Source organism: Serratia sp. BNK-12, assembly GCF_047456085.1.
GTDB lineage: Bacteria > Pseudomonadota > Gammaproteobacteria > Enterobacterales > Enterobacteriaceae > Serratia > Serratia liquefaciens.
This window is the reverse complement of record NZ_CP179896.1, coordinates 4,897,455-4,921,859: the sequence shown is the minus strand read 5'-3', so window position 1 is coordinate 4,921,859 and position 24,405 is coordinate 4,897,455. Positions and strand designations below refer to the sequence as shown.

The window sequence follows — 24,405 nt, the reverse complement described above, 5'->3', positions numbered from 1 at the left end:
CCATAAGGTGCGTTAGTTCCGCTTATTCGGGCTAAGTCCCCGACAAACCAAGGCTATTTTTCTGTGACTGCATAGGGGATTTATTGGCAAACCGCCTTGATAAACTCCGAGTAGCAGGGGAAACCGGCGGGGCGATTTGTCGACTAGACTGGTGGCTATTGGGGCCAACAGGCGGGCCTTCTTACTAATTTTTGTGACTTTAGTCACAAGAGTTATGTAGATTGCATTCTGTTTCTTTGTCTGTAGTGATTGCCGTCACGAAATTGCGTGGCGATTTTCAGTAGAGTACTTTTTTGTTCCTCCCAATAAACATGATCTATGAGGAGTCTCGTATGTCTCAATCTGACGTTTTCCATCTCGGCCTGACCAAAAACGATTTACAAGGGGCCCAGCTTGCCATCGTTCCTGGCGATCCGCAGCGCGTAGAGAAAATTGCCAAGCTGATGGAAAATCCGGTGCACCTGGCTTCCCATCGTGAATTCACCTCCTGGCGTGCAGAGCTGGACGGCAAGGCAGTGATCGTCTGTTCCACCGGTATCGGCGGTCCTTCGACGTCTATCGCGGTTGAAGAGCTGGCACAGCTGGGTATTCGTACCTTCCTGCGAATCGGCACCACCGGTGCGATCCAGTCAGACATCAATGTAGGTGACGTGCTGGTCACCACCGCGGCGGTTCGTCTGGACGGTGCCAGCCTGCACTTCGCGCCGATGGAGTTCCCGGCGGTGGCCGACTTCGCCTGTACTACCGCACTGGTCGAAGCTGCCAAGGCAGCAGGCGCGACCACGCACATCGGCGTAACCGCGTCTTCCGACACCTTCTATCCAGGCCAGGAACGTTACGATACCTTCTCCGGGCGCGTCGTTAGCCGTTTCAAAGGTTCGATGGAAGAATGGCAATCGATGGGCGTGATGAACTATGAAATGGAATCCGCCACGCTGCTGACCATGTGTGCCAGCCAGGGCCTGCGTGCCGGTATGGTTGCCGGTGTGATCGTTAACCGTACCCAGCAGGAAATTCCGAACGCGGAAACCATGAAAAACACCGAGAGCAAAGCGGTGCAGATCGTGGTTGATGCGGCGCGTCGCCTGCTGTAATCCCTCCGCAATTCAACGGGCCGCCACGCGGTCCGTTTTTCCATTCAGCCGTAATCTGTTACGGTTATCATCATCAGCGCCATCTTAACTGGCCACCTCTTTGACCCGTTGAGCCCGGTTTTACCTTGGCTCTCAGGTTGCGTTTTATCAGACAATAAACACGAGGACGTCTATGACCGCCCAGATCCTGCTTCATCCTTCATTGGCACCGCTTGATGGCGGCATTAACTTTCGCGATCTCGGTGGTAACAGCGTTGCTGATGGCCGCCGCATCAAGCGAGGATTACTGTTCCGTTCCGGGTCGCTGGAGCGCCTGACGGAAAACGACTGCGCTTTCCTGGCCGGCGTACCGGTGCGTTCAGTCCTGGATTACCGCGATCCCGATGAAGTGCAGGCCAAGCCCGATATCCTGTGGCAGGGCGCGGATTACCATCATTTTCCTGCCAACCCGTTGAGCAATGAGGTTAATGCCAACCTGGAAAAACTGACCAGCGAAACGCTGGCCGGTTTTGATGCGCGGGCGTTTATGCTGGAGTTATATCGCCGACTGCCGTTCGGCAATCCGGCCTACCAACAGTTGACTCAGTTGCTGAGCCATACCGATAACGGTGCTATCGTCCAGCACTGTGCAGTCGGTAAGGATCGCACGGGGGTCGGATCGGCGTTGGTATTGTTCGCACTGGGTGCCGATGAGGCGACGGTGGTGGAAGATTACCTGCTGACAGAAACCACGTTGGCGACCTTCCGTGAACAAATGTTGGATCAACTGTCGATTCGTTTAAGTGACTCGGCATTGGGGCAGTTTGCCTATGTGCTTAGCGCCCGAGAAGAGTTCCTGATGACTGCCCTGGGTTGCATCCGTGACCAATACGGTTCTACCGACCGTTGGCTGGAGGCGGAATACGGGCTGGGGCAAAGCCAGCGAGCAGCGCTACAGGCGTTCTACCTCGAGTAAACCGCGTGGATGTTTAGCCGGGGTTTAACCGACGCCGGCTGGCATTGCGTATCCTTGGGGCAGTAAATCCCGCATCAGGAGCCCGTATTGAGCCTCAATGACATTATCCACTGGATCAGCGACACCGTGCGTCAGCACGAAGGCTGGGCCATCCCGATTATCTTCTTCCTGGCGTTTGGCGAATCGCTGGCGTTCCTGTCGCTGCTGTTGCCGGCCACGGTGATCTTGCTGGCGCTGGGTGCGCTGATTGGCGAGAGCGGCATTGCCTTTTGGCCTATCTGGGCCGCCGCCGCTGCGGGCGCTTTCTTTGGTGACTGGCTTTCTTACTGGATTGGCTACCACTATCAAGATCGCGTGGCGCACATGTGGCCGCTATCGCGTAATCCGCAGTTGCTGACGCGCGGCCATGCGTTTTTTGAGCGCTGGGGCGTGCTGGGCATTTTCATTGGCCGCTTCTTTGGTCCGTTGCGGGCCGTGGTCCCGCTGGTTGGTGGCATTTGCGGTATGCCCCAGCGTTATTTTCAGGTGGCGAATATTACTTCGGCGATGATCTGGGCGTTCGGCATTCTCGCGCCGGGGGCGTTTGGCATCAAGTGGTTAAGCCAGTGGTTTGGCTAATCTTTGCCTGACTTGCGCAGCGGTTCGCAATAATGCGCCGTCGGGACAAAATCAGGCTGGACATCCATACAGCATCCCCTTAACGTGACGGGCAGCGGGCGGATAAAACGCCGGAACGGTCAGGTGTAACAGGAGGCAGGGTGGATACCAGTTTGGTTTACGGTATAGGCGGGGTGACGGTAGGCCTGCTGTTGGGCTGGTTAATCGCCAGCCTGAGGGTGCAGCAGTCCCATGCGCAGCATGAAACCGAGCTGCGGCTGCTGGAACAATCGCTGCATCAGGCGCAGCAGGAAACGGCAGCCCGGCAAGAGACGCTCCTGCGCAATGAACAGCAAATGCGGCAGAACGATTTGGAGCTGCGCAATTTGCACAGCCAGCTGGCTGCAGGGCACGAAAAGCTTCAGCAGCTTAATCACTGGCGCAACGAGTGCGAATTGTTGAACCAGGAACTGCGTGCCCAGCGTGAAGTGAACAGCGCCCAGGAAGCCGAGCTGCGTGAGGTGACCATCCGTCTGGAGGAAACCCGTATGGCGGCGGAAGAGAAGCAGCGCCTGTTGATCAACAGCGAGCAGCGTCTCACCACCCAGTTTGAAAATTTGGCCAACCGCATTTTTGAACACAGCGGTCGCAAGGTGGATGAGCAAAATAAGCAAAGTCTGGATCGCCTGCTGTTGCCGTTGCGTGAGCAACTGGACGGTTTTCGCCGCCAGGTGCAGGACAGTTTTGGCCAGGAAGCTCGCGAACGTCATACGCTGACCCACGAAATACGCAACCTGCAGCAGCTTAATGCGCAAATGGCGCGTGAGGCTATTAACCTGACCAAGGCCCTGAAAGGGGATAATAAAACCCAGGGCAATTGGGGCGAGGTGGTATTAAGTCGGGTGCTGGAAGCCTCGGGCCTGCGGGAAGGGCACGAATACGAAACGCAGGTCAACGTGCGGCTGGACCATCAGAGTCGGATGCAGCCCGACGTTATCGTGCGCCTGCCGCAGGGCAAGGACGTGGTGATCGATGCAAAAATGTCGCTGGTGGCCTATGAGCGTTACTTCAACAGCGAAGATGAAGTGGAGCGTGAGGCGGCGCTGAGTGAGCATATTGCCTCGCTACGTGGCCATATTCGTCTGCTGGGTCGTAAGGATTATCAGCAGTTGCCCGGCCTGCGTTCACTGGACTACGTGTTGATGTTTATACCGGTGGAGCCGGCTTTCCTTTTGGCCATAGACCGTGAGCCGGAATTGATTAGCGAAGCGCTCAAGCACAACATTATGCTGGTGAGCCCAACCACCTTGCTGGTCGCCCTGCGCACCATCACCAACCTGTGGCGCTATGAACATCAGAGCCAGAATGCTCAACGCATTGCCGACCGGGCTGCGCGGCTGTATGACAAAATGCGGTTGTTCGTTGACGACATGTCGGCGCTTGGGCAGAGCCTGGACAAGGCTCAGGGGAGTTATCGCCAGGCGATGAACAAACTGAGTGAAGGCCGTGGTAATCTTATCGGCCAGACCGAGGGGTTCCGCGCGCTGGGGGTTGAGGTGAAAAGACCTATCAACCCGCTGCTGGCCCAGCAGGCCAGCGCACAGCATGACGAAGAATTCGAGGCAGCGGGCGAAGATGACATTGACGCGCTGCCGGGGGCGGAGGATGACGACGCCGCAGAGCAACCACGCTCCGCATCGCAGGCATGACAGCCGCGGCGAGGTGGGGTATTTCGTGGGGTTCTGGTACACTCAACCACACTAAATTGACTGAATAGCAGGCAGGACAATGGCAGATCAACCGCAGGAAACCACCGATTTCGGTTTTCGCACCGTAGCTCGAGACGAAAAGCAGGCCATGGTGGCAGACGTTTTTCATTCGGTAGCGGCAAAGTATGACGTGATGAACGACCTGATGTCGTTTGGTATCCACCGTATCTGGAAGCGTTTTACCATTGACTGCAGCGGCGTGCGCCGTGGGCAGCGTGTGTTGGATCTGGCCGGTGGTACCGGTGATCTGGCCGCCAAGTTCTCCCGCATGGTCGGTGAGCAGGGGCAGGTAGTGCTGGCGGACATCAACGATTCCATGCTGAAAATGGGGCGCGAGAAGCTGCGGGACCGCGGCATTGTCGGCAACGTCAGCTATGTGCAGGCCAACGCCGAAGCGTTGCCGTTCCCGGACAACTATTTTGACTGCATCACTATCTCCTTCGGCCTGCGCAACGTCACCGACAAAGACAAGGCACTGCGCTCCATGTTCCGCGTGTTGAAACCGGGTGGCCGTTTGTTGGTGCTGGAGTTCTCCAAACCCTTGCTGGCCCCGCTGAGCAAGGCTTACGACGCTTATTCTTTCCACGTGTTGCCGAAAATCGGCGAACTGGTGGTGAAGGATCCAGAAAGCTACCGTTACCTCGCTGAGTCGATCCGCATGCATCCCGATCAGGAAACGCTGAAGGGCATGATGGGCGCAGCCGGGTTTGACAACGTGACCTATTTTAACCTGACCGGCGGTATTGTTGCCCTGCATCGCGGCTTCAAATTCTGATATGGACATGCCGATGCTGCTAACCCCTTTGTTGACCGGTGTGCTGGAAACATCGCTCAATAGCCTGCTGTTCCGCGATCGCAGCATGAAGGCAGCCCGTCTTCGCTTGGCTGGCAAGGTGCTGCGCATAGAGTTGCAGGAGCTTGCTTCGCCGTTGGTGCTCATCTTCAGTGAGCAGCGAGTCGATGTGCTTGGTCAGTCTGACGATACCGCCGACTGCACGGTGCGCAGCCGCATATCGGTACTGTTGAAACTGCGGGACCGCCAACAGCTTTCGCCCTTGATGCGCAGTGGCGAGCTGATTGTTGAAGGTGATATTCAGGTGGTACAGCAGTTGGTTGGCCTGCTTGATCTGGCTGAGTGGGATCCGGCGGAATGGCTGGCGCCTTATATCGGCGATATTGCCGCACAAGGCGTCACTCAGGCGTTCGGCAAGGGCGCGAATTTGCTGAAGAAAGGCTTGCAGCGTCAACAGAATTACGTGGCCGAAACCCTGACGGAAGAGTGGCGTGTGGCTCCTGGCCCGCTGGAAGTGGTGTGGTTTAACGAGGAAGTTGACGCCACCGTTCGCAGTGCTGAAGCGCTGATTGCTCGCATGGACAAGTTGGAGGGTAAACGATGACCCCTGGCGAACTACGCCGCCTGTATTTGATCGTCCGCGTTTTCCTCAGTTATGGCCTGGATGAACTGATCCCCAAGATGCGTTTGACGCTGCCGTTGCGCTTTGGCCGACGTCTGCTGTTTTGGATGCCAAACCGCCACGTGGATAAGCCGCTGGGGGAGCGTCTGCGTCTGGCCTTGCAGGAACTGGGGCCGGTATGGATTAAGTTTGGTCAGATGATGTCTACCCGTCGTGACCTGTTCCCGCCACAGATTGCCGATCAACTGACGTTGCTGCAGGACAGGGTTGCCCCCTTCGACGGCGCCCTGGCGCGCAAGCATATCGAATTGGCGATGGGCGGCCCACTGGAAACCTGGTTCGATGATTTTGACCAACAGGCGCTGGCTTCGGCATCCATAGCTCAGGTCCATACCGCACGGCTGAAAACCACCGGGCAGGAAGTGGTGCTGAAGGTGATCCGGCCGGATATCGGGCCGATCATCAAGGCCGACGTTCGCCTGATGTATCGCCTGGCGGCCTGGGTGCCAAAACTGATGCCAGACGGTCGCCGTTTGCGCCCGCGTGAAGTAGTGCGCGAATATGAAAAGACCTTGCTGGACGAACTGAACCTGTTGCGCGAAGCGGCCAACGCCATTCAACTGCGCCGTAATTTCGACGGCAGTCCGATGCTGTATGTGCCCGAGGTTTATTCCGATTACTGCCGCGAAAGCGTGCTGGTGATGGAGCGGATCTACGGCATTCCGGTTTCGGATATTCCTACGTTGGAGAAGCAGGGCACCAACATGAAATTGTTGGCCGAACGCGGGGTACAGGTGTTCTTTACCCAGGTCTTCCGCGACAGCTTCTTCCATGCGGACATGCACCCCGGCAATATCTTTGTCAGCTATGAGCATCCTGAAGATCCCTGCTATATCGGCATTGACTGCGGTATTGTCGGTTCGCTGAACAAAGATGATAAGCGCTATCTGGCGGAAAACTTTATCGCCTTCTTCAATCGCGACTACCGTAAGGTGGCAGAGCTGCATGTTGATTCAGGCTGGGTGCCACGCGACACCAACGTGGAGGATTTCGAGTTCGCTATCCGCACCGTGTGCGAGCCTATTTTCGAAAAACCCCTGTCGGAAATTTCGTTCGGCAACGTCTTGTTAAACCTGTTCAACACCGCGCGCCGTTTCAATATGGAAGTACAACCCCAACTGGTGTTATTGCAGAAGACCTTGCTGTATGTTGAAGGTCTGGGACGCCAGCTCTATCCGCAGTTGGATTTGTGGACTACCGCCAAGCCTTTCCTGGAAAGTTGGATGCGCGATCAGGTCGGTATTCCGGCGGTGATCCGGGCACTGAAAGAAAAAGCGCCGTTTTGGGCGGAGAAACTGCCCGAACTGCCTGAATTATTTTACGATAGCCTGCAGCAACATAAGCTGTTGCAACAAAGCGTTGATAAGCTCACCAACCAGATGCAGGCTCAGCGCGTTCGCCAAGGGCAATCACGTTATTTGTTCGGCGTTGGCGCTACACTGTTAGTAAGCGGTACGATTTTGCTGTTGGGGGACGTCGAAGTGTTTCCCGCATGGCTGATGGCTGCCGGCATCGTATCCTGGGTGATTGGCTGGAAGCGAACCACCTGAATTGATTCGAAACTCTGGTAAAATCTGCCGTATAATGCGACGGATTTTGAAAAAACCCTGTAAAAATAGAGGTAATTGCAATGGGCGGTATTAGTATTACGCAATTGTTGATCATCGCAGTGATCGTGGTGCTGCTGTTTGGTACCAAAAAACTCCGTACTCTGGGGTCTGATCTCGGTGCATCAATCAAGGGCTTCAAAAAGGCGATCGGCGATGACAACACGCCGCCGACCAACACGGCTGAGAAAAGCAGCCTGGATGACGCTGACTTCACGGCCAAGCCTATTACCGATAAGCAGCCGGAAGTGAAAGCGGAAGAGTCGAAGAACAAAGAGCAGGTATAAACCGTGTTTGACATTGGGTTTAGTGAACTGCTGCTGGTTCTGGTGATTGGCCTGGTGGTACTTGGGCCAGAACGGTTGCCGGTAGCGGTAAGAACAGTTTCGGGCTGGATCCGCGCGCTGCGTTCGCTTGCGGCTTCGGTGCAGAACGAACTTTCTCAGGAACTGAAGCTGCAGGAACTGCAGGACAGCCTGAAAAAGGTAGAGAAGGCCGGCATGCAGAATTTGTCGCCGGAGCTGAAGGCGTCAATGGATGAGCTGAAAGACGCAGCGGAATCGCTGAAACGCTCTTATCAGGGCGACAGTGGCACCAAAACCGAACCTGCGCACACCATCCATAACCCTCTGGTCACAGACCCGGAAGCCATTCATGACGGCGTGACGCCGGCGGAAGCCGCGGCCGTAGCATCCTCTCCGGCTGCAGTGCCGGAGCCGGTTGTAACGGCAACGCCGCAGGCTGCGCAGCCGGTCATTGCACCGGTGAAACAACCGGTCGAGCCGGCTGTTCAGGCAACCCCAGAACCTGTTGTGGATAAAACCCCAGCGTCTCACCAACCTAGTGGCGATCGTTAAAACATGGCTGTTGAAGATACCCAACCCCTTATCAGTCATCTGATAGAACTGCGTAAGCGGTTGTTAAACTCGATTATCAGCATACTGGCGATCTTCCTGGTGCTGGTTTTTTTCGCCAATGATATTTATCAACTGGTGTCCGCGCCGCTGATCAAGCAGTTGCCTGCCGGGGCGAGCATGATCGCCACAGACGTGGCCTCACCGTTCTTTACCCCGATCAAATTGACGATGATCGTCTCGGTGTTCGTGTCCGCACCGGTTATCTTGTACCAGGTCTGGTCCTTCATTGCGCCGGCGTTGTATAAGCATGAACGTCGCCTGATGATGCCTTTACTGGTCTCCAGCAGCCTGCTGTTTTATCTCGGCATGGCCTTTGCCTACTTTATCGTCTTCCCGCTGGCGTTCGGCTTTTTTGCCAAAACCGCGCCGGCCGGGGTGATGATTGCCACCGACATCAATAACTATCTCGACTTCGTCATGGCGCTGTTTATGGCGTTTGGCGTGGCATTTGAGGTGCCGGTTGCCATTATTTTGCTGTGCTGGAGTGGTGTCACCTCACCGGAAGATCTGAAAAAGAAACGTCCTTACGTTCTGGTCGGGGCTTTCGTGGTCGGCATGCTTCTGACCCCGCCGGATGTGTTCTCGCAAACCCTGCTGGCCATTCCGATGTATCTGTTGTTTGAAGTGGGCGTGTTCTTTGCTCGTTTCTACACCGGTAAACGTCGTCCGCAGCCGGAAGAAGAAGACGAGGGTGACGAACCCCCGACACCTTAAATTTGTTTGCTCCTGAGCCGCCCGATGGGCGGCTTTTGCATTGGGAAAACCATGTTTGATATTGGCGTAAACCTCACCAGTTCACAGTTTGCCAAAGACGGCCCAGCGGTGCTGGATCGCGCACGAGCCGCAGGCGTGACAGGGCTATTGATTACCGGTACTGATTTGCAGGAAAGCCAGGCTGCCTGTGAACTGGCGCAGCAGCATCCTGGTTATTGCTGGTCCACCGCCGGTGTGCATCCCCATCAGGCCAGCAGTTGGGATGAGCAGACCGCGGAGCGGATCCGCGAGTTGGCCTCGCAGCAGCAGGTTGCGGCGATTGGCGAATGCGGGCTGGACTTTAACCGTAATTTTTCTACCCCAGAGCAGCAGGAGAGGGCATTCAGCGCCCAACTGGCGCTGGCGGCGGAGCTGGAGATGCCGGTTTTTCTTCACTGCCGTGATGCGCACGCACGTTTTGCCGCACTGTTGACGCCATGGTTGGATAAACTGCCCGCGGCTGTGGTGCACTGTTTTACCGGCACCGCCGAAGAATTAGAAAGTTGCTTGTCGCTGGGCCTGTCGATCGGGATTACCGGTTGGGTCTGTGATGAGCGACGTGGCCTGGAGTTGCGTGCATTGTTGCCGCAGATCCCCGCCGAACGTCTGTTGTTGGAAACCGACGCACCCTATCTGTTGCCCCGGGATTTACATCCGAAACCTGCATCTCGCCGCAACGAACCCTGTTTTTTGCCTCATATCGTCCGGCAGGTGGCTACCTGGCGACAAGAAGATCCCGAATGGCTGGGGCAGAAAACCGATGAGAACGCCCGCCGGCTATTCCGGCTGGAATGAGTTAGGAGAAAACTATGAGCTATGCATTTCCGGGTACCTTCCCGGGTCGCCGTATGCGCCGTGTGCGCCGTCACGATTTCAGCCGCCGCCTGGTGGCCGAGAACCAACTGACGGTTAACGACCTGATTTATCCGGTATTTGTCATGGAAGGCAGTAACCGTCAGGAAGCGGTGGCATCGATGCCCGGCGTATCGCGCATGAGCATCGATCTGCTGATCAAAGAAGCGGAAGCCATCGCCAAGCTTGGCGTGCCGGTGATCTCCCTGTTCCCGGTGATTGAACCTGGCCTGAAGTCACTGCATGCGGAAGAAGCTTATAACCCGGAAGGTCTGGTACAGCGTACGGTGCGTGCACTGAAAGACGCGGTGCCTGAGCTGGGTATTCTGACGGATGTGGCGCTCGATCCCTACACCACTCACGGTCAGGACGGTGTTATTGACGAACAAGGTTATGTCATTAACGACATCACCAAAGAGATCCTGGTTCGTCAGGCGCTGTCTCACGCGGAAGCCGGGGCAGAGATCGTGGCACCGAGTGACATGATGGACGGCCGTATCGGCGCGATCCGCGATCGCCTGGAACATCAGGGCCTGGTGAATACTCAAATCATGGCTTACTCCGCCAAATATGCGTCTTGCTACTATGGCCCGTTCCGCGATGCGCTCGGTTCCAGCGGTAATCTGAAAGGCGGCAACAAGAAAACCTATCAGATGGACCCGGCCAACAGTGACGAAGCGCTGCAGGAGATCGCACAGGATCTGCAGGAAGGCGCGGATATGGTGATGGTGAAGCCAGGTATGCCGTATCTCGATGTAGTGCGTCGGGTGAAGGATACCTTTGGCGTGCCGACTTTCGCCTATCAGGTTTCCGGTGAGTATGCGATGCACATGGCGGCGATTCAAAACGGTTGGTTGCAGGAGCAACCGGCGGTGATGGAATCGCTGATGTGCTTTAAGCGTGCCGGCGCCGATGGCGTACTGACCTACTTCGCCAAGCGAGTCGCTCAGTGGATGCATGACGAAGCGATGCAGCGCTAAGGCGTAAGTCATATATGTAAAAGGCGCCCTGGGCGCCTTTTTGCATTACAGTTTTTGGAATTGCCGGTTATCCACGCTTTGGCTGACCTGCTTGTTGATCAGGTTCAGCAGCAGCATCGAACGGGCTTCGCCGTCCGGCTCGGTGTAAATCGCCTTCAGCCCTTCGAACACGCCATCGACGATTAACACGCTATCACCCGGCTGTGGCGTTTCCGGATCGACGTAGGTTTCACCGGTATGCGTCTGCAGCTCTTCGATGACTTTCTGCGGGATAGTGGTCGGCGTTGAACCAAAGCGTACAAAGTGGCTGACACCACGAGTTGCACTGATGGTGGTGGTGTGGATGCGCTCCGGATCGAACTTCACAAACAGGTAGTTCGGAAACAGGGGTTCGCTGACCGCAATGCGTTTACCGCGTACGATCTTTTCCAGCGTTATGATCGGACTCAGGCAGTTCACTTCCTGCCGTTCCAAATGGTCCTGCGCCCGTAAAAGTTGGCCGCGCTTGCAATACAGTAGGTACCAAGATTCCATAATTTCACATGCCTTTCTGTCAGCCGGTAAGCATATCAAAAGCCATTACGGATACATAGTGATGCAAGTTTCAGCATGTAACGGCCGCTATCTGCATGAATCGTTGGCAATTAGCGAGGGGTCACACACTTATTCGCACGGCTTGGGTATAACAGAGGGCTAAAAATTTGTTACCGTCGGAGTATGCCTTGTGCTGCTTTCGTCGGGTGTGACGTTATTCATCGTTTTCGATTGAGGGGGAAAAATGGAGTTATTTCTGTTGAGCAACGGCAAGCTGTCCGGTGAGGATGAGCTGCTGGGTTATGCCAAGAGCCACTTGCTGGCGATGATCGCGCGCCGTGGCATTACGTCCGCCGTATTTATCCCCTATGCCATGATCCGCAGCGATTACGATCAGCGTGCACAGGAACTGGCGAAAATTCTCGGCATCAAGGTCACCAGTATTCACCACGCCGACTCTCCCGCGGCGGCGATTGAACAGGCAGAATGCATTTTGGTCAGCGGCGGCAATACCTGGATGCTGAACCAGATGCTGCATGAAAACGGGCTAATCGTCCCGATTCAACGGGCGGTTCGTGAACGTAACGTGCCCTACGTGGGGTGGAGCGCCGGGTGTAACGTTGCCACACCAAGTATTCGCACCACCAATGACATGCCGGTGCGTAACAGCGTCGTACTGCCGGCACTGAGCCTGTTCCCGGTGCAGATTAACCCGCATTACATCGACGCCCATATTAGCGGCCACATGGGGGAAACCCGTGATGAACGCCTGGCCGAGTTCTGCGCGGTTAATCCGAGCGAATCCGTGGTGGCGCTGCGCGAGGGCAGCCTGTTGCACGTTGAGGGTAATGATCTGCGTTACTTTAGCGCCAGAGATCAAGGTTTCAAGGTGTTCCGCCACGGTGTGGAAACTCAGGAATATCGCGATACCCGGGCATTGCGTCCGCTGGTGCCCTTTACCTGCCACTAACGCCGACGATGTCTTTACCGGTGTTTAACAAAAGTGCAGCAACAACTGTGAAGAGGGCTTATAATGCCCTCCTCACTGGCCGTTATAATGATCAGCATGAAATACCGTGACTTACGCGATTTCCTCTCGTTGCTGGAAAAGAGAGGGGAACTAAAACGCATCAGCCAGCCGATTGATCCCTATCTGGAAATGACAGAAATTGCCGATCGTACTTTACGTGCGGGCGGCCCTGCACTGCTGTTCGAAAACCCTAAAGGGTACGATATGCCGGTGTTGTGCAATCTGTTCGGTACCGCCAACCGCGTTGCGATGGGCATGGGCCAGGAAGATGTCAGCTCGTTGCGCGAGGTCGGCAAATTGCTGGCGTTCCTGAAAGAGCCAGAGCCGCCGAAGGGCTTTCGCGATCTGTTCGACAAACTGCCGAAGTTCAAACAAGTGTTGAACATGCCGACCAAGGTGTTGGGTTCAGCCCCTTGTCAGGAACAAGTATGGCAGGGCGATGACGTTGATCTCAGCCGTATCCCGGTGATGCACTGCTGGCCGGAAGACGCTGCGCCGCTGATCACCTGGGGGCTGACGGTAACCCGCGGGCCGCAAAAAGAGCGCCAGAATCTGGGCATCTATCGCCAGCAGGTGCTGAGCAAAAATAAAGTGATCATGCGTTGGCTGTCCCACCGTGGCGGTGCGTTGGATTATCAGGAATGGTGTCAGGCGCACCCTGGTGAGCGTTTCCCGGTTGCGGTGGCATTAGGGGCAGATCCCGCCACTATCCTCGGCGCGGTGACGCCGGTACCGGATACCCTGTCTGAATATGCTTTTGCCGGGCTGCTGCGCGGCAACAAAACCGAAGTGGTCAAGTGCCTCTCCTGCGATTTGGAAGTGCCGGCCAGCGCGGAAATCGTGTTGGAAGGCTACATTGAGCCGGGTGAAATGGCGCCGGAAGGCCCGTATGGCGATCACACCGGTTACTACAACGAGATCGACCACTTCCCGGTATTTACCATCACTCACATCACCCAGCGTCGCGATGCCATTTACCACTCGACCTACACCGGCCGTCCGCCGGATGAGCCTGCGGTGCTGGGCGTGGCGCTGAACGAAGTCTTCGTTCCCATTCTGCAAAAGCAGTTCCCGGAAATTGTCGATTTCTATCTGCCGCCCGAAGGCTGTTCTTATCGTCTGGCGGTGGTGACCATCAAGAAACAGTATGCTGGTCATGCTAAACGCGTAATGATGGGCGTCTGGTCGTTCCTGCGTCAATTTATGTACACCAAGTTTGTTATCGTCTGCGACGATGACGTCAATGCGCGTGACTGGAATGATGTGATTTGGGCGATTACCACCAGAATGGATCCGGCAAGGGATACCGTGATGGTGGAGAATACGCCGATCGATTATCTGGACTTCGCCTCACCGGTTTCCGGTTTGGGTTCGAAGATGGGGCTGGATGCCACCAATAAATGGCCGGGTGAAACCGAGCGCGAATGGGGCCGTCCGATTGAGATGGATGAAAAGGTGCGTGCGCGCATCGATGACATCTGGGATGAGCTCGCAATTTTCAGTGACAGAGAACCGACATTATAATGTACCCAAAATAATTGGAGTTGCATTGCGGCGGCAACGCAGCGCACCCCAAGAGCTTACTTGAGTAAGTGACTGGGGTAAGCGAGAAAAGCCAACAAAGATGCAGCTTCAAATATGAAGGGTATGTCAGGCTCTGTTCTCAGTTTTGCATTGATGACCCGACAGAGGGAACGCATGACAATATTGAGCTGTAAAGTGACCTCCGTAGAGGCCATTACCGATACGGTTTACCGGGTACGTTTGGTGCCAGAGGCGCCGTTTTCTTTCAAGGCAGGGCAGTATCTGATGGTGGTGATGGATGAGCGCGACAAGCGTCCGTTCTCGCTGGCATCGACCCCGACAGAGCAGGATTATATTGAACTGCATATCGGTGCTTCGGAACTGAATCTGTACGCCATGGCAGTGATGGATCGCATTCTGAAAGAGCAGGCGATTACCGTTGATATTCCGCACGGTGACGCCTGGCTGCGTGAAGAGGGCAGCCGTCCACTGGTGTTGATCGCCGGCGGTACCGGCTTCTCATATGCGCGCTCGATTCTGTTGGCCGCACTCGAGCAGCAACCTGACCGCGATATCTCTATCTATTGGGGCGGGCGCGAGCTCAAGCACCTGTATGATTTGAGCGAGCTGGAAGCGCTGTCAGTGCAGCATCCGAACCTGAAAGTCATTCCGGTGGTTGAACAGCCGGAAGAAGAGTGGCGTGGCCGTAGCGGCACGGTGCTCAGTGCGGTATTGCAGGATTTCGGTACGCTGGCGGAGCACGACATTTATATTGCCGGTCGTTTCGAGATGGCGAAAATCGCTCGTGAACGCTTCTGTGCCGAACGTGGCGCGCTGGAAGCGCACATGTTTGGCGACGCCTTCTCGTTTATCTAAGCGGCGAAGCGGGAAAAAATGGGGTGGCCAATGGCTGCCCTTTTTTATTGGCCGTCTGCGGATTTCAGGCATAAAAAAACCCGCCCCTGACAGGCGGGAAGTACGGCAACTAAACTTGTTGGCGTGCTGCGGTTTAAAGTGTGACGCAGTCAGGCCAAATAGACACAGCTAAACGCGTTCAAAGACGGTGGCAATCCCCTGGCCCAGGCCAATACACATGGTCGCCAGACCGAACTGCACATCGCGGCGTTCCATGTTGTTCAGCAGGGTGGTAGAGATGCGGGAGCCCGAGCAACCCAGCGGGTGACCCAGTGCAATGGCGCCGCCGTTCAGGTTGATCTTGTCATCGATGCTGTCCAATAGGCCCAGATCCTTGATGCATGGCAATGACTGTGCAGCAAAGGCTTCGTTCAGTTCGAACAGGTCGATGTCCTGCACGGTCAGTCCGGCGCGCTTCAACGCCAGCTTGCTGGCAGGCACCGGGCCGTAGCCCATAATGGACGGATCGCAGCCGACGACCGCCATTGAGCGAATGCGTGCACGGGCTTTCAGACCGAGCGCTTTGGCACGAGATTCACTCATCAGCAGCATGGCGGATGCCCCGTCGGACAAGGCCGAAGAGGTGCCGGCGGTCACAGTGCCGTTGACCGGATCGAATGCCGGGCGCAGTGCCGCAAGGCTTTCAACGGTGGTTTCCGGGCGGATCACTTCGTCGAAGTCATAACGTGTCAGCACACCGTCGGCGTCGTGGCCGGTGGTGGGAATAATTTCATTCTTGAAGTAGCCGGCCAGGGTGGCGGCATGCGCACGTTGGTGTGAACGCGCGGCGAACTCGTCCTGCATCTGACGGCTGATATTGTGTATCTTGGCCAGCATCTCGGCAGTAAGGCCCATCATGCCGGCGGCTTTTGCCACGCTGCGGCTGAGCCCCGGGTGGAAATCCACGCCGTGGTTCATCGGCACGTGGCCCATATGTTCGACGCCGCCAATCAGGCTGACGTGCGCGTCGCCGACCATAATGGCGCGCGCTGCATCGTGCAGCGCCTGCATGGAGGAGCCGCATAACCGGTTAACGGTTACGGCCGGTACGCTGTGCGGGATCTCAGCCAGCAGCGAAGCGTTACGGGCGATGTTAAAGCCCTGCTCCAGCGTCTGTTGCACACAACCCCAGTAAATGTCGTCAATTTCGGCTGCGTCCAACGCCGAATTGCGGCTCAGTACGGCACGCATCAGGTGAGCGGAAAGATCTTCGGCTCGTACCTGGCGGAAGGCTCCGCCCTTGGAGCGGCCCATCGGCGTGCGTACGGCATCAACAATAACTACGTTTTCCATCTTTATGACCTCATGCCGGTTGGCCAGTGGAGACATCGGACAGCGGCGCTGCCACCGGGTAGTAGCTTTCATTACGTTCGGCTTTGGCGCGTAGGCCGGCAGGCACCTGATACAGAGCGCCAAGATGCGCGTAACGCTGAGCCATTTCGACGTAATGGGTGGTGCCAAGCGTATCCAGGTAGCGGAATACCCCTCCGTGGAACGGCGGGAAACCGATGCCGTAGACCAGTGCCATATCGGCCTCGGCCGGGCTGGCGATGATGTTTTCTTCCAGACAACGCACCACTTCATTGATCATCGGGATCATCATGCGGGCAATGATTTCTTCGTCACTGACGGTTTGACGTGGCTGGCTGACGGTCGCCAACAGGGCATCGGTTTGCTCATCGTTGTCTTTACGCGGCTTGCCTTTGTTGTCCTGGCTGTAGCGATAGAAGCCCAACTGATTTTTCTGACCGAAACGTTGGTTATCGAACATCACGTCGATAGCGTCACGGTAATCTTTGCCCATACGCTCAGGGAAACCGGAAGCCATCACTGCCTGGGCATGGTGCGCGGTATCAATCCCCACCACGTCGAGCAGATAAGCCGGGCCCATTGGCCAGCCAAACTGTTTTTCCATCACTTTGTCGATCTGGCGGAAATCCGCGCCGTCGCGCAGCAGCAGGCTAAAACCGGCGAAATACGGGAACAGCACGCGGTTGACGAAGAACCCCGGGCAGTCATTCACCACAATCGGCGTTTTACCCATGCGACTGGCGTAGGCCACCACCGCAGCAATAGTGCTGTCGCTGGTCTGCTCGCCGCGGATGATTTCTACCAGCGGCATACGGTGTACCGGGTTAAAGAAATGCATGCCGCAGAAATTCTGCGGACGTTTCAGCGATTTCGCCAGGTGATTAATCGGAATGGTCGACGTATTGGAGGCCAGGACGGTATCCTCGCCAATCAGGCCTTCCACTTCGGACAGCACTGCCGCCTTGATCTTAGGATTCTCGACCACGGCTTCGACGATGACCTGTGCGCGCTCGATACCGGCATAGTCCAGCGTTGGCTGAATGGTCGACAGCACCTGGGCCATCTTCATGCCATCCAACTTGCCGCGCTCCAGCTGCTTGTTCAGCAGCTTGGCGGCTTCATTCATGCCGAGCGTCAGGGATTTGTCGCTGATGTCTTTCATGATCACCGGCACGCCTTTCAGCGCGGACTGGTAGGCGATGCCGCCCCCCATGATACCGGCCCCCAACACAGCAGCTTGCTTCGGTGCTTCAGCATTCAACGCCCGCTTCTTCGCCTGGCTTTTCACAAACTGATCGTTGAGGAAAATGCCGACCAGGGCGCGCGCCTCTTTGGAGCGGGCCAATGGCACAAAGCTGGCGGTTTCCAATTTCAACGCTTCATCGCGACCCAGCTTGGCAGCGGCCTCAATGGTTTTGACCGCGGTCATCGGTGCCGGGTAATGTTTGCCCGCGGTTTGCATCACCATGCCTTTGGCGGTGGTGAAACTCATGGCGGCTTCGATTGGGCTAAGCTTCAATGGCTCGAGCTTTGGCTGACGATAAGCGCGCCAATCCAGTTTGCCGTCGATCGCCTGTTGCAGCATTTTCAGCGCGGCATCGACCAATTTTTCCGGGGCAACCACTGCATCTACCAGGCCAACCTTCAGTGCGTCTTTGGCGCTGACGTCTTTACCGGCGGCGATGATCTCCAATGCGCTGTCGTTACCCAACAGGCGTGGTAGACGTACGGAACCGCCGAAACCGGGCATGATGCCCAGTTTGGTTTCCGGCAGGCCAATGCGTGCATCCGGTGAAGCGACGCGGAAGTCGGTAGCCAAAATGCATTCGCAACCGCCGCCGAGCGCATAGCCGTTAATGGCCGAAATGGTCGGTACCGGCAGATCTTCCAACCGGTTAAAGATGCTATTGGCAAAGACCAGCCATTCCTGCAGTTTTTGTGCTGGAGCCGCAAATAAAGAAAGGAACTCGGTGATATCGGCGCCGACAATAAAGGCGGCTTTCGTGGAACGCAGCAGTAGGCCTTTCAGCTCGGTCTGCTTTTCCAAAACCGTGAGCGCTTCGCCCAGGCTGGCAACGGTGCGGGTATCCAGCTTGTTTACAGAACCTGGGGCATTGAACACCAGCTCGGCGATGCCGTTGTCGAGCCAGTGCAGTTGTAATGTTTCGCCTTGGTAGAGCATGTCTATCTCCTGAATCAGCGTTTGATCTGGTATGACCAGATGATGAGGAGTGTGGTTTTTATGTTAACAATATGCAAATAAGAGATTGCATTTTTGCAGGGCGGATCACATGACTCTGGGTTAATATTTTGATTTATAACGAAGTTATATTTTATGCGTTATGGTGATTTGCTGGTGTGGGAAACCCCTCATACACTTGCCGGAGCGAAGCGCTAAACACCCAGAGGTGCGAAATGAGTAAGGCGGTATGTGCAAAACAGAGTGGGTTTTGGAGTCTTCCCGCCAGAACCATGACGCTGGCCTGCTTGCTGGTCTTCATGGCGCAGATGGCGACAACGGTGTATCTGCCTTCGTTGCCGACGGTGATGCAGGAATTGTCGATGACGCGCCGCGCCACCGAGCTATCGATATCAATATTCGTCATTGGCGCCGCGCTACCGGTGCTGTTCTGGGGCGCGGCGGCCGATCGCTTTGGGCGGCGTCTGCCGCTGACGTTGTCGTTGGCGTTGTTTATCAGTTGCAGCGCGCTGCTGGCGTTTTGCAGCAATGGCACCCAATTATTGGTGCTGAGGGCACTGCAGGGCATTGCCGCCGGGGGCGCCGCGATCATCGCACGCATTATTGTTCGCGATAACTGGAGCGGTGACGAGCTGGCACGACGCCTTTCGGTATTGTCGATTGCCTTTATCGCCGCGTTGGGCGGTGGGCAGTTTATCGGTGGGTTGCTGAGCCAATATTCGCACTGGCAAATGGGCTTTGTACTGATGGGGCTCACCGGGCTGGCGATCCTGCTGCTTATGCAGACGCTGCCGTTGGAAGCTGGCAGGGGGGCGGGGCCTCGTCCGCCGATGGCCACGGCCTATTGGCGCATTTTGCGTCGGCCGGGATTTTTCTGGCCGGCATGCGTCGGTGGATTAGGGTTCGCTACTACGGTAACCCTGCAAGAGGTGAGCCCGTTTATTATGCAGCAGGGGTTTGGTCTGAACGTGACGGCCTTTGGGGCGCTGGGATTGGTGATCGGCGTAGCTTACTTTACCGGGGCGATGGCGGTGAATCGGACGGTGGAGCGTTTCGGCGGCAAACGGCTAATGCAGATAGGAGCGAGTATTGTCGCTATGACGACCGTCGCGATCATGCTGCTGTGGTGGAGCGGTGTGCTGGTGGGGCTTTCCGGCATGGCGTTATTCATTGTGCTGTACTGCCTGACGATTTTTGGCCAGGCGGTATTGTTCCCTAACAGTATGGCGATGGCCGTCAGCGATGCCAAAGAGCAGGGTGCCTATGCCATGGCGTTGTGTGGGTTTCTGCAGCAGTGCCTGGCGGGTATCGCTGCGGCCGGTGCCGTTTTGCTTGAGCATCACGGTCTGTGGGCCGCCGCGATCGCCTCGTCAGGTTTTATCGCCTGGTTAATTGTTAAGCTGCGGATGTAACGACATTTACAGTGATTTGCGAAGCGCCCCGCATGCCAGAGGCGATGAGGTTGGTACGCAGGAACGGTGTGCTAAGATGAGGCATTCCGTTCTAATGGTATGTAAAAGGGTATTGTGATGGAAACACTGGCTTCTTTGTATAACGACCACCTGGCAGAGCTGCAAAAACGGGCGCGTGAAGTGTTAACGCGCAACAAACTGGACGCGTTGCTGATTCACTCAGGGGAACTGCAGCGGATATTCCAGGACGACCGCAGTTATCCGTTCAAAGTGAATGCGCATTTTAAAGCCTGGGTACCGGTGACTTCGGTTCCAAACTGCTGGCTGTGGGTGGACGGCGTTAACAAACCGAAGCTGTGGTTCTATTCGCCGGTCGATTACTGGCATAGCGTTGAGCCGCTGCCGGACAGTTTCTGGACCAAATCTGTTGAACTGATACCGCTGGCCAATGCTGACGATATCGCTCAGCAGCTGCCAGCCCAGCGTGAGCGCGTGGGCTATATCGGTTATGCGCAACAGCGCGCTCGCGATCTCGGTATTTCGGCAGAAAACGTAAACCCTAAAGCGGTGCTGAACTACTTCGACTTCCATCGCTCAATCAAAACCGGCTACGAGCTGGCCTGCATGCGTGAAGCGCAGAAGACGGCGGTTATGGGGCATCGTGCTGCCCACGAAGCTTTCCTGTCAGGCATGAGTGAGTTTGATATCAACCTGGCTTATCTCACGGCGACAGGCCATCGCGATACCGATGTGCCTTACGACAATATCGTTGCGCTGAATGAGCATGCGTCGGTACTGCATTACACCACGCTGGATCACCAACCGCCGGCTGAAATGCTGAGCTTTTTGATCGATGCTGGTGCGGAATATAACGGCTATGCGGCCGATCTGACTCGTACTTATGCTGGCCAGAGCGGCAGCGATTTCGCCCAGTTGGTTAAAGATCTTAATAACGAGCAGTTGGCGCTGATGGAAACCATCAAAGCCGGTGTGCGTTACACCGATTACCATGTGCAGATGCACCAGCGCATCGCCAAATTGCTTAAAAGCCACAAACTGGTGAGCGGTATCAGCGAAGAAGCCATGGTGGAACAAGGGCTTACCACGCCATTCCTGCCGCACGGTTTGGGCCATCCTCTGGGTCTGCAGGTACACGACTCAGCCGGTTTTATGCAGGATGAACAAGGTACTCACCTGGCGGCGCCATCTAAGTACCCATACCTGCGCTGCACCCGCGTATTACAACCTGGCATGGTGTTGACCATCGAACCTGGCCTCTACTTTATTGAATCCCTGCTGGCACCGTGGCGCAGCGGCGAATTCAGCCATCACTTTGCCTGGGATCGTATCGATGCGCTGAAACCTTATGGTGGTATCCGTATTGAAGACAATATCGTGATCCATGAAAAGCGCATTGAGAACATGACGCGCGATCTGAACTTGGCCTGATGCAGCCTTATCCGATCCCCGCAGGCCCCATTAGCGTCAGCGAGGAAATCAAGAAGAGCCGTTTTATCACCCTGCTGGCGCCGACCCGCGGGGTTGATGCGGCCAAGGCGTTTATTCAGCAGGTACGTGATGAGCACCCGGCAGCGCGGCACCATTGCTGGGCATTTGTCGCCGGGCCGCCGACCGATTCTCAGCAATTAGGCTTCTCAGATGACGGGGAGCCCTCCGGCACGGCGGGTAAACCTATCCTTGCGCAGCTTATGGGTAGTGGCATAGGCGAAATCACCGCCGTAGTGGTACGTTACTACGGCGGTATCAAGTTGGGCACCGGCGGTTTGGTAAGAGCCTACGGCAGCGGGGTGCAGCAGGCATTAAAACAGTTGGCCGTAAGCTACAAGATCCCGCAGGCCGAATATACTTTGCAATGCGACTATGCTCAGTTGGCGCTGGTAGAAAATCTGTTGCAGCAAACAGAAGGGCGGATTGTACAGGGGGAATATGGTGCCTCCGTCGTGCTGCATCTGGCTTTACCGGTCACCGGCGTTGAGGCGTTCGGGAATAAATTACGTGATCTCAGTCGCGGTAATTTGCAATTAACCCCCATTTCGCAATAATTCCCCCCAACTGAATTGCTAAGGATCGTGCTGAAATGCATTTTCGCGCTATTACCCGTATCGTGGGTTTGTTGGTCATCCTGTTCTCCGGGACGATGTTTATTCCTGGTCTGGTGGCATTGATATACCGCGATGGGGCAGGGCGGGCGTTCAGCCAGACCTTCTTTGTGGCGGTGACCATTGGCCTGATGCTGTGGTGGCCTAACCGTAAACAAAAGCACGAGTTGAAGCCACGGGAAGGCTTTTTGATCGTGGTGCTGTTCTGGACGGTGCTGGGCAGCGTCGGGGCATTGCCGTTTTTATTTTCGGAGCGGCCTAACCTGTCGCTGACCGATGCCTTCTTCGAGTCGTTTTCCGGTTTGACCACCACGGGGGCCACAACCTTGGTGGGGTTGGACTCGTTACCCAAAGCCATCTTGTTCTATCGGCAGATGCTGCAATGGATGGGCGGGATGGGGATCATTGTGTTGGCCGTAGCGATACTGCCGATCCTCGGTGTCGGGGGGATGCAGTTGTACCGGGCTGAAATGCCGGGTCCACTGAAAGATAACAAAATGCGCCCGCGCATTGCCGAAACGGCTAAAACCCTGTGGCTGATTTATGTTCTGCTGACCATTGCCTGCGCGTTGGCGCTCTGGGGGGCCGGCATGTCGATGTTCGACGCCATAGGCCATAGCTTCTCGACCATCGCCATTGGCGGCTTCTCTACCCACGATGCCAGCATCGGTTACTACGCCAGTCCCACCATCAACACCATTATTGCTATTTTCCTGCTGATTTCCGGTTGTAACTATGGCCTGCACTTTGCCTTGTTGAGCGGGCGCAGCCTGAAAGTGTACTGGCGTGATCCTGAGTTTCGCATGTTTATCGCCGTCCAGTTGACGCTGGTGGTGGTCTGCACTGGCGTACTCTGGGGGCATGGTGTTTACAAAACCGGTATGGAAACGCTCAATCAGGCATTCTTCCAGGTGGTGTCGATGGCGACGACGGCGGGCTTTACTACCGACAGCATTTCCAAATGGCCGTTATTCTTGCCGATGTTGCTGCTTTGCTCTGCCTTTATCGGTGGCTGTGCCGGCTCGACGGGGGGCGGTCTGAAAGTGATCCGTATTCTGTTGCTCTATTTGCAGGGCTCGCGTGAGCTAAAAAGGCTGGTGCACCCTAACGCGGTTTACACGATAAAATTGGGTAACCGCGCACTGCCGGAACGGATCCTGGAGGCGGTATGGGGATTCTTCTCGGCTTATGCGTTGGTCTTTATCGTCAGCATGCTGGCCATTATCGCAACCGGTGTGGATGATTTCTCTGCCTTCGCTGCTGTGACGGCGACGCTGAACAACCTGGGGCCGGGGTTGGGGGTGGTGGCGGATAACTTTACTACCATGCCTGCACCGGCAAAGTGGATCCTGGTTCTGACGATGCTGTTTGGTCGCCTTGAAGTCTTTACACTGCTGGTTCTGTTTACGCCGACGTTCTGGCGCGAATGACCTTGATAAAAGGAGTAACGCCGTGAAGGCACTGATTCTTTATTCTAGCCGTGATGGGCAAACACGTTCTATCGCCTCTTATATAGCAAACAAACTGCAGGATACGCTGCGCTGCGATGTGATCGATTTGCTGCAGGCGGATAATATTGACCTCACGCAGTATCAGCAGGTATTGATTGGCGCATCGGTGCGTTATGGTCATTTCCATCCGACATTGGGAAAGTTCGTCAAACGCCATGCTGAACAATTGAACCGGATGCCGAGCGCATTCTTTAGCGTCAACCTGACCGCCCGTAAAGCGGACAAACGTTCCCCGCAGACCAATGCTTATACCCGCAAGTTCCTGCTTGCGTCGCCTTGGCAGCCAAAACAGTGCGCCGTGTTTGCCGGCGCACTTCGTTATCCACGTTATCGCTGGCTCGATCGCGTAATGATTCAACTTATTATGCGTATGACCGGGGGTGAAACAGACAGCAGTAAAGAAGTGGAATACACCGATTGGCAGCAAGTGGAACGTTTTGCCCAGGAGTTTGGCCATATTCAGTATGAAAAGTGACGAAAACGCTGGCTTGTGCAGCGTTTTGTCGAAAAATACCGCGCTTGAAAAGTTTTTTGCATTTAGGGGTTGCGGCCTTCTGAGAACTCCCTATAATGCGCCTCCACTGACCGGGAACAACGACTCCTCTAACGAGAACCAGTCGCCCAGCCAGAAAGATTCAAGCCGGTGAAAACACCGTTTCTTAATAAGAAAAAAGCTTGACTCTTCAGGTGAAAAGCGTAATATACGCCACCTCGAGTTAGCAACCTAACTCACTGCTCTTTAACAATTTATCAGACAATCTGTGTGGGCACTCCACAAGACGATATCCAGAACCTTCGGGTTCAAAAAAATATCAAGTCTTGAAGAGTGACCAAGCAATAATTCATTTA

General features: G+C 55.6%; 23 protein-coding genes. 20 read left to right on the top strand and 3 right to left on the bottom strand.

What is annotated here, in order from left to right:
- The first annotated feature begins 332 nt into the window (after positions 1 to 332).
- The 12 genes from udp to hemB all read left to right on the top strand — a co-directional run bounded on the left by udp (position 333) and on the right by hemB (position 10,999).
- A complete protein-coding gene (gene udp / locus ACMGG1_RS22990) occupies positions 333 to 1,094 on the top strand; it encodes a uridine phosphorylase (protein ID WP_020824835.1) in 762 nt (253 codons plus the stop codon).
- A gap of 172 nt (positions 1,095 to 1,266) precedes the next feature.
- Complete coding sequence (locus tag ACMGG1_RS22985) at positions 1,267 to 2,049, top strand: tyrosine-protein phosphatase (protein ID WP_046374711.1); 783 nt, start codon at positions 1,267 to 1,269, stop codon at positions 2,047 to 2,049.
- A gap of 87 nt (positions 2,050 to 2,136) precedes the next feature.
- Positions 2,137 to 2,667, top strand: coding sequence for a DedA family protein (locus tag ACMGG1_RS22980; protein ID WP_115057976.1), 531 nt, complete (start codon positions 2,137 to 2,139; stop codon positions 2,665 to 2,667).
- Positions 2,668 to 2,807: 140 nt separating this feature from the next.
- A complete protein-coding gene (rmuC, locus tag ACMGG1_RS22975; RefSeq protein ID WP_414161042.1) occupies positions 2,808 to 4,355 on the top strand; it encodes a DNA recombination protein RmuC in 1,548 nt (515 codons plus the stop codon).
- A gap of 79 nt (positions 4,356 to 4,434) precedes the next feature.
- Entirely contained in the window at positions 4,435 to 5,190 is a 756-nt protein-coding gene (gene ubiE, locus ACMGG1_RS22970; protein WP_020824839.1) for a bifunctional demethylmenaquinone methyltransferase/2-methoxy-6-polyprenyl-1,4-benzoquinol methylase UbiE, read from the top strand.
- A gap of 13 nt (positions 5,191 to 5,203) precedes the next feature.
- Positions 5,204 to 5,812: a ubiquinone biosynthesis protein UbiJ gene (gene ubiJ, locus ACMGG1_RS22965; protein WP_142816106.1), complete on the top strand. Its 609-nt coding sequence runs from the start codon at positions 5,204 to 5,206 to the stop codon at positions 5,810 to 5,812.
- Positions 5,809 to 7,440, top strand: a complete 1,632-nt coding sequence (gene ubiB / locus ACMGG1_RS22960) for a ubiquinone biosynthesis regulatory protein kinase UbiB (RefSeq protein ID WP_234530487.1) — start codon at positions 5,809 to 5,811, stop codon at positions 7,438 to 7,440. The genes ubiJ and ubiB overlap by 4 nt, the downstream gene beginning before the upstream one ends.
- 80 nt (positions 7,441 to 7,520) lie before the next feature.
- Entirely contained in the window at positions 7,521 to 7,784 is a 264-nt protein-coding gene (gene tatA, locus ACMGG1_RS22955) for a Sec-independent protein translocase subunit TatA (RefSeq protein WP_020824842.1), read from the top strand.
- Between the two features lie 3 nt (positions 7,785 to 7,787).
- Entirely contained in the window at positions 7,788 to 8,354 is a 567-nt protein-coding gene (gene tatB / locus ACMGG1_RS22950; RefSeq protein WP_046374709.1) for a Sec-independent protein translocase protein TatB, read from the top strand.
- A gap of 3 nt (positions 8,355 to 8,357) precedes the next feature.
- Positions 8,358 to 9,128, top strand: coding sequence for a Sec-independent protein translocase subunit TatC (gene tatC, locus ACMGG1_RS22945; protein ID WP_128864858.1), 771 nt, complete (start codon positions 8,358 to 8,360; stop codon positions 9,126 to 9,128).
- Between the two features lie 51 nt (positions 9,129 to 9,179).
- A complete protein-coding gene (tatD, locus tag ACMGG1_RS22940; protein WP_414161041.1) occupies positions 9,180 to 9,962 on the top strand; it encodes a 3'-5' ssDNA/RNA exonuclease TatD in 783 nt (260 codons plus the stop codon).
- A 14-nt stretch (positions 9,963 to 9,976) separates the two neighbouring features.
- Complete coding sequence (gene hemB / locus ACMGG1_RS22935) at positions 9,977 to 10,999, top strand: porphobilinogen synthase (protein WP_020824846.1); 1,023 nt, start codon at positions 9,977 to 9,979, stop codon at positions 10,997 to 10,999.
- Positions 11,000 to 11,044: 45 nt separating this feature from the next.
- Here hemB and rfaH read toward each other — a convergent pair whose 3' ends face one another.
- A complete protein-coding gene (gene rfaH, locus ACMGG1_RS22930) occupies positions 11,045 to 11,533 on the bottom strand; it encodes a transcription/translation regulatory transformer protein RfaH (protein ID WP_020824847.1) in 489 nt (162 codons plus the stop codon).
- 244 nt (positions 11,534 to 11,777) lie between these two features.
- Between rfaH and pepE the strand changes: the two genes are divergently transcribed.
- The 3 genes from pepE to fre all read left to right on the top strand — a co-directional run bounded on the left by pepE (position 11,778) and on the right by fre (position 14,963).
- Positions 11,778 to 12,503, top strand: a complete 726-nt coding sequence (gene pepE, locus ACMGG1_RS22925; RefSeq protein WP_046374708.1) for a dipeptidase PepE — start codon at positions 11,778 to 11,780, stop codon at positions 12,501 to 12,503.
- Positions 12,504 to 12,566: 63 nt separating this feature from the next.
- Positions 12,567 to 14,087 (top strand): 4-hydroxy-3-polyprenylbenzoate decarboxylase, encoded by a 1,521-nt coding sequence (ubiD, locus tag ACMGG1_RS22920; protein ID WP_020824849.1) that lies wholly within the window; start codon positions 12,567 to 12,569, stop codon positions 14,085 to 14,087.
- Positions 14,088 to 14,261: 174 nt separating this feature from the next.
- Complete coding sequence (gene fre, locus ACMGG1_RS22915) at positions 14,262 to 14,963, top strand: NAD(P)H-flavin reductase (RefSeq protein WP_020824850.1); 702 nt, start codon at positions 14,262 to 14,264, stop codon at positions 14,961 to 14,963.
- Positions 14,964 to 15,131: 168 nt separating this feature from the next.
- Here the strand turns inward: fre and fadA are convergent, their stop codons facing one another.
- Entirely contained in the window at positions 15,132 to 16,295 is a 1,164-nt protein-coding gene (gene fadA / locus ACMGG1_RS22910; protein WP_020824851.1) for an acetyl-CoA C-acyltransferase FadA, read from the bottom strand.
- A 10-nt stretch (positions 16,296 to 16,305) separates the two neighbouring features.
- Positions 16,306 to 18,495: a fatty acid oxidation complex subunit alpha FadB gene (gene fadB, locus ACMGG1_RS22905; protein WP_414161040.1), complete on the bottom strand. Its 2,190-nt coding sequence runs from the start codon at positions 18,493 to 18,495 to the stop codon at positions 16,306 to 16,308.
- A gap of 233 nt (positions 18,496 to 18,728) precedes the next feature.
- Here fadB and ACMGG1_RS22900 point away from each other — a divergent pair, with 233 nt between their 5' ends.
- The 5 genes from ACMGG1_RS22900 (at position 18,729) to hemG (ending at position 24,031) form a co-directional block, all read left to right on the top strand.
- A complete protein-coding gene (locus ACMGG1_RS22900) occupies positions 18,729 to 19,925 on the top strand; it encodes an MFS transporter (protein WP_130016622.1) in 1,197 nt (398 codons plus the stop codon).
- A gap of 117 nt (positions 19,926 to 20,042) precedes the next feature.
- Positions 20,043 to 21,374: a Xaa-Pro dipeptidase gene (gene pepQ / locus ACMGG1_RS22895; protein ID WP_130016623.1), complete on the top strand. Its 1,332-nt coding sequence runs from the start codon at positions 20,043 to 20,045 to the stop codon at positions 21,372 to 21,374.
- The gene (locus tag ACMGG1_RS22890) at positions 21,374 to 21,988 is read left to right on the top strand and encodes an IMPACT family protein (RefSeq protein ID WP_142816103.1); all 615 of its coding nucleotides are present in this window, start codon (positions 21,374 to 21,376) and stop codon (positions 21,986 to 21,988) included. Before pepQ ends, ACMGG1_RS22890 begins: the two co-directional genes overlap by 1 nt.
- 35 nt (positions 21,989 to 22,023) lie before the next feature.
- Positions 22,024 to 23,475, top strand: coding sequence for a Trk system potassium transporter TrkH (gene trkH, locus ACMGG1_RS22885; protein WP_020824856.1), 1,452 nt, complete (start codon positions 22,024 to 22,026; stop codon positions 23,473 to 23,475).
- A gap of 22 nt (positions 23,476 to 23,497) precedes the next feature.
- The gene (hemG, locus tag ACMGG1_RS22880; RefSeq protein ID WP_020824857.1) at positions 23,498 to 24,031 is read left to right on the top strand and encodes a menaquinone-dependent protoporphyrinogen IX dehydrogenase; all 534 of its coding nucleotides are present in this window, start codon (positions 23,498 to 23,500) and stop codon (positions 24,029 to 24,031) included.
- Positions 24,032 to 24,405 lie beyond the last annotated feature (374 nt).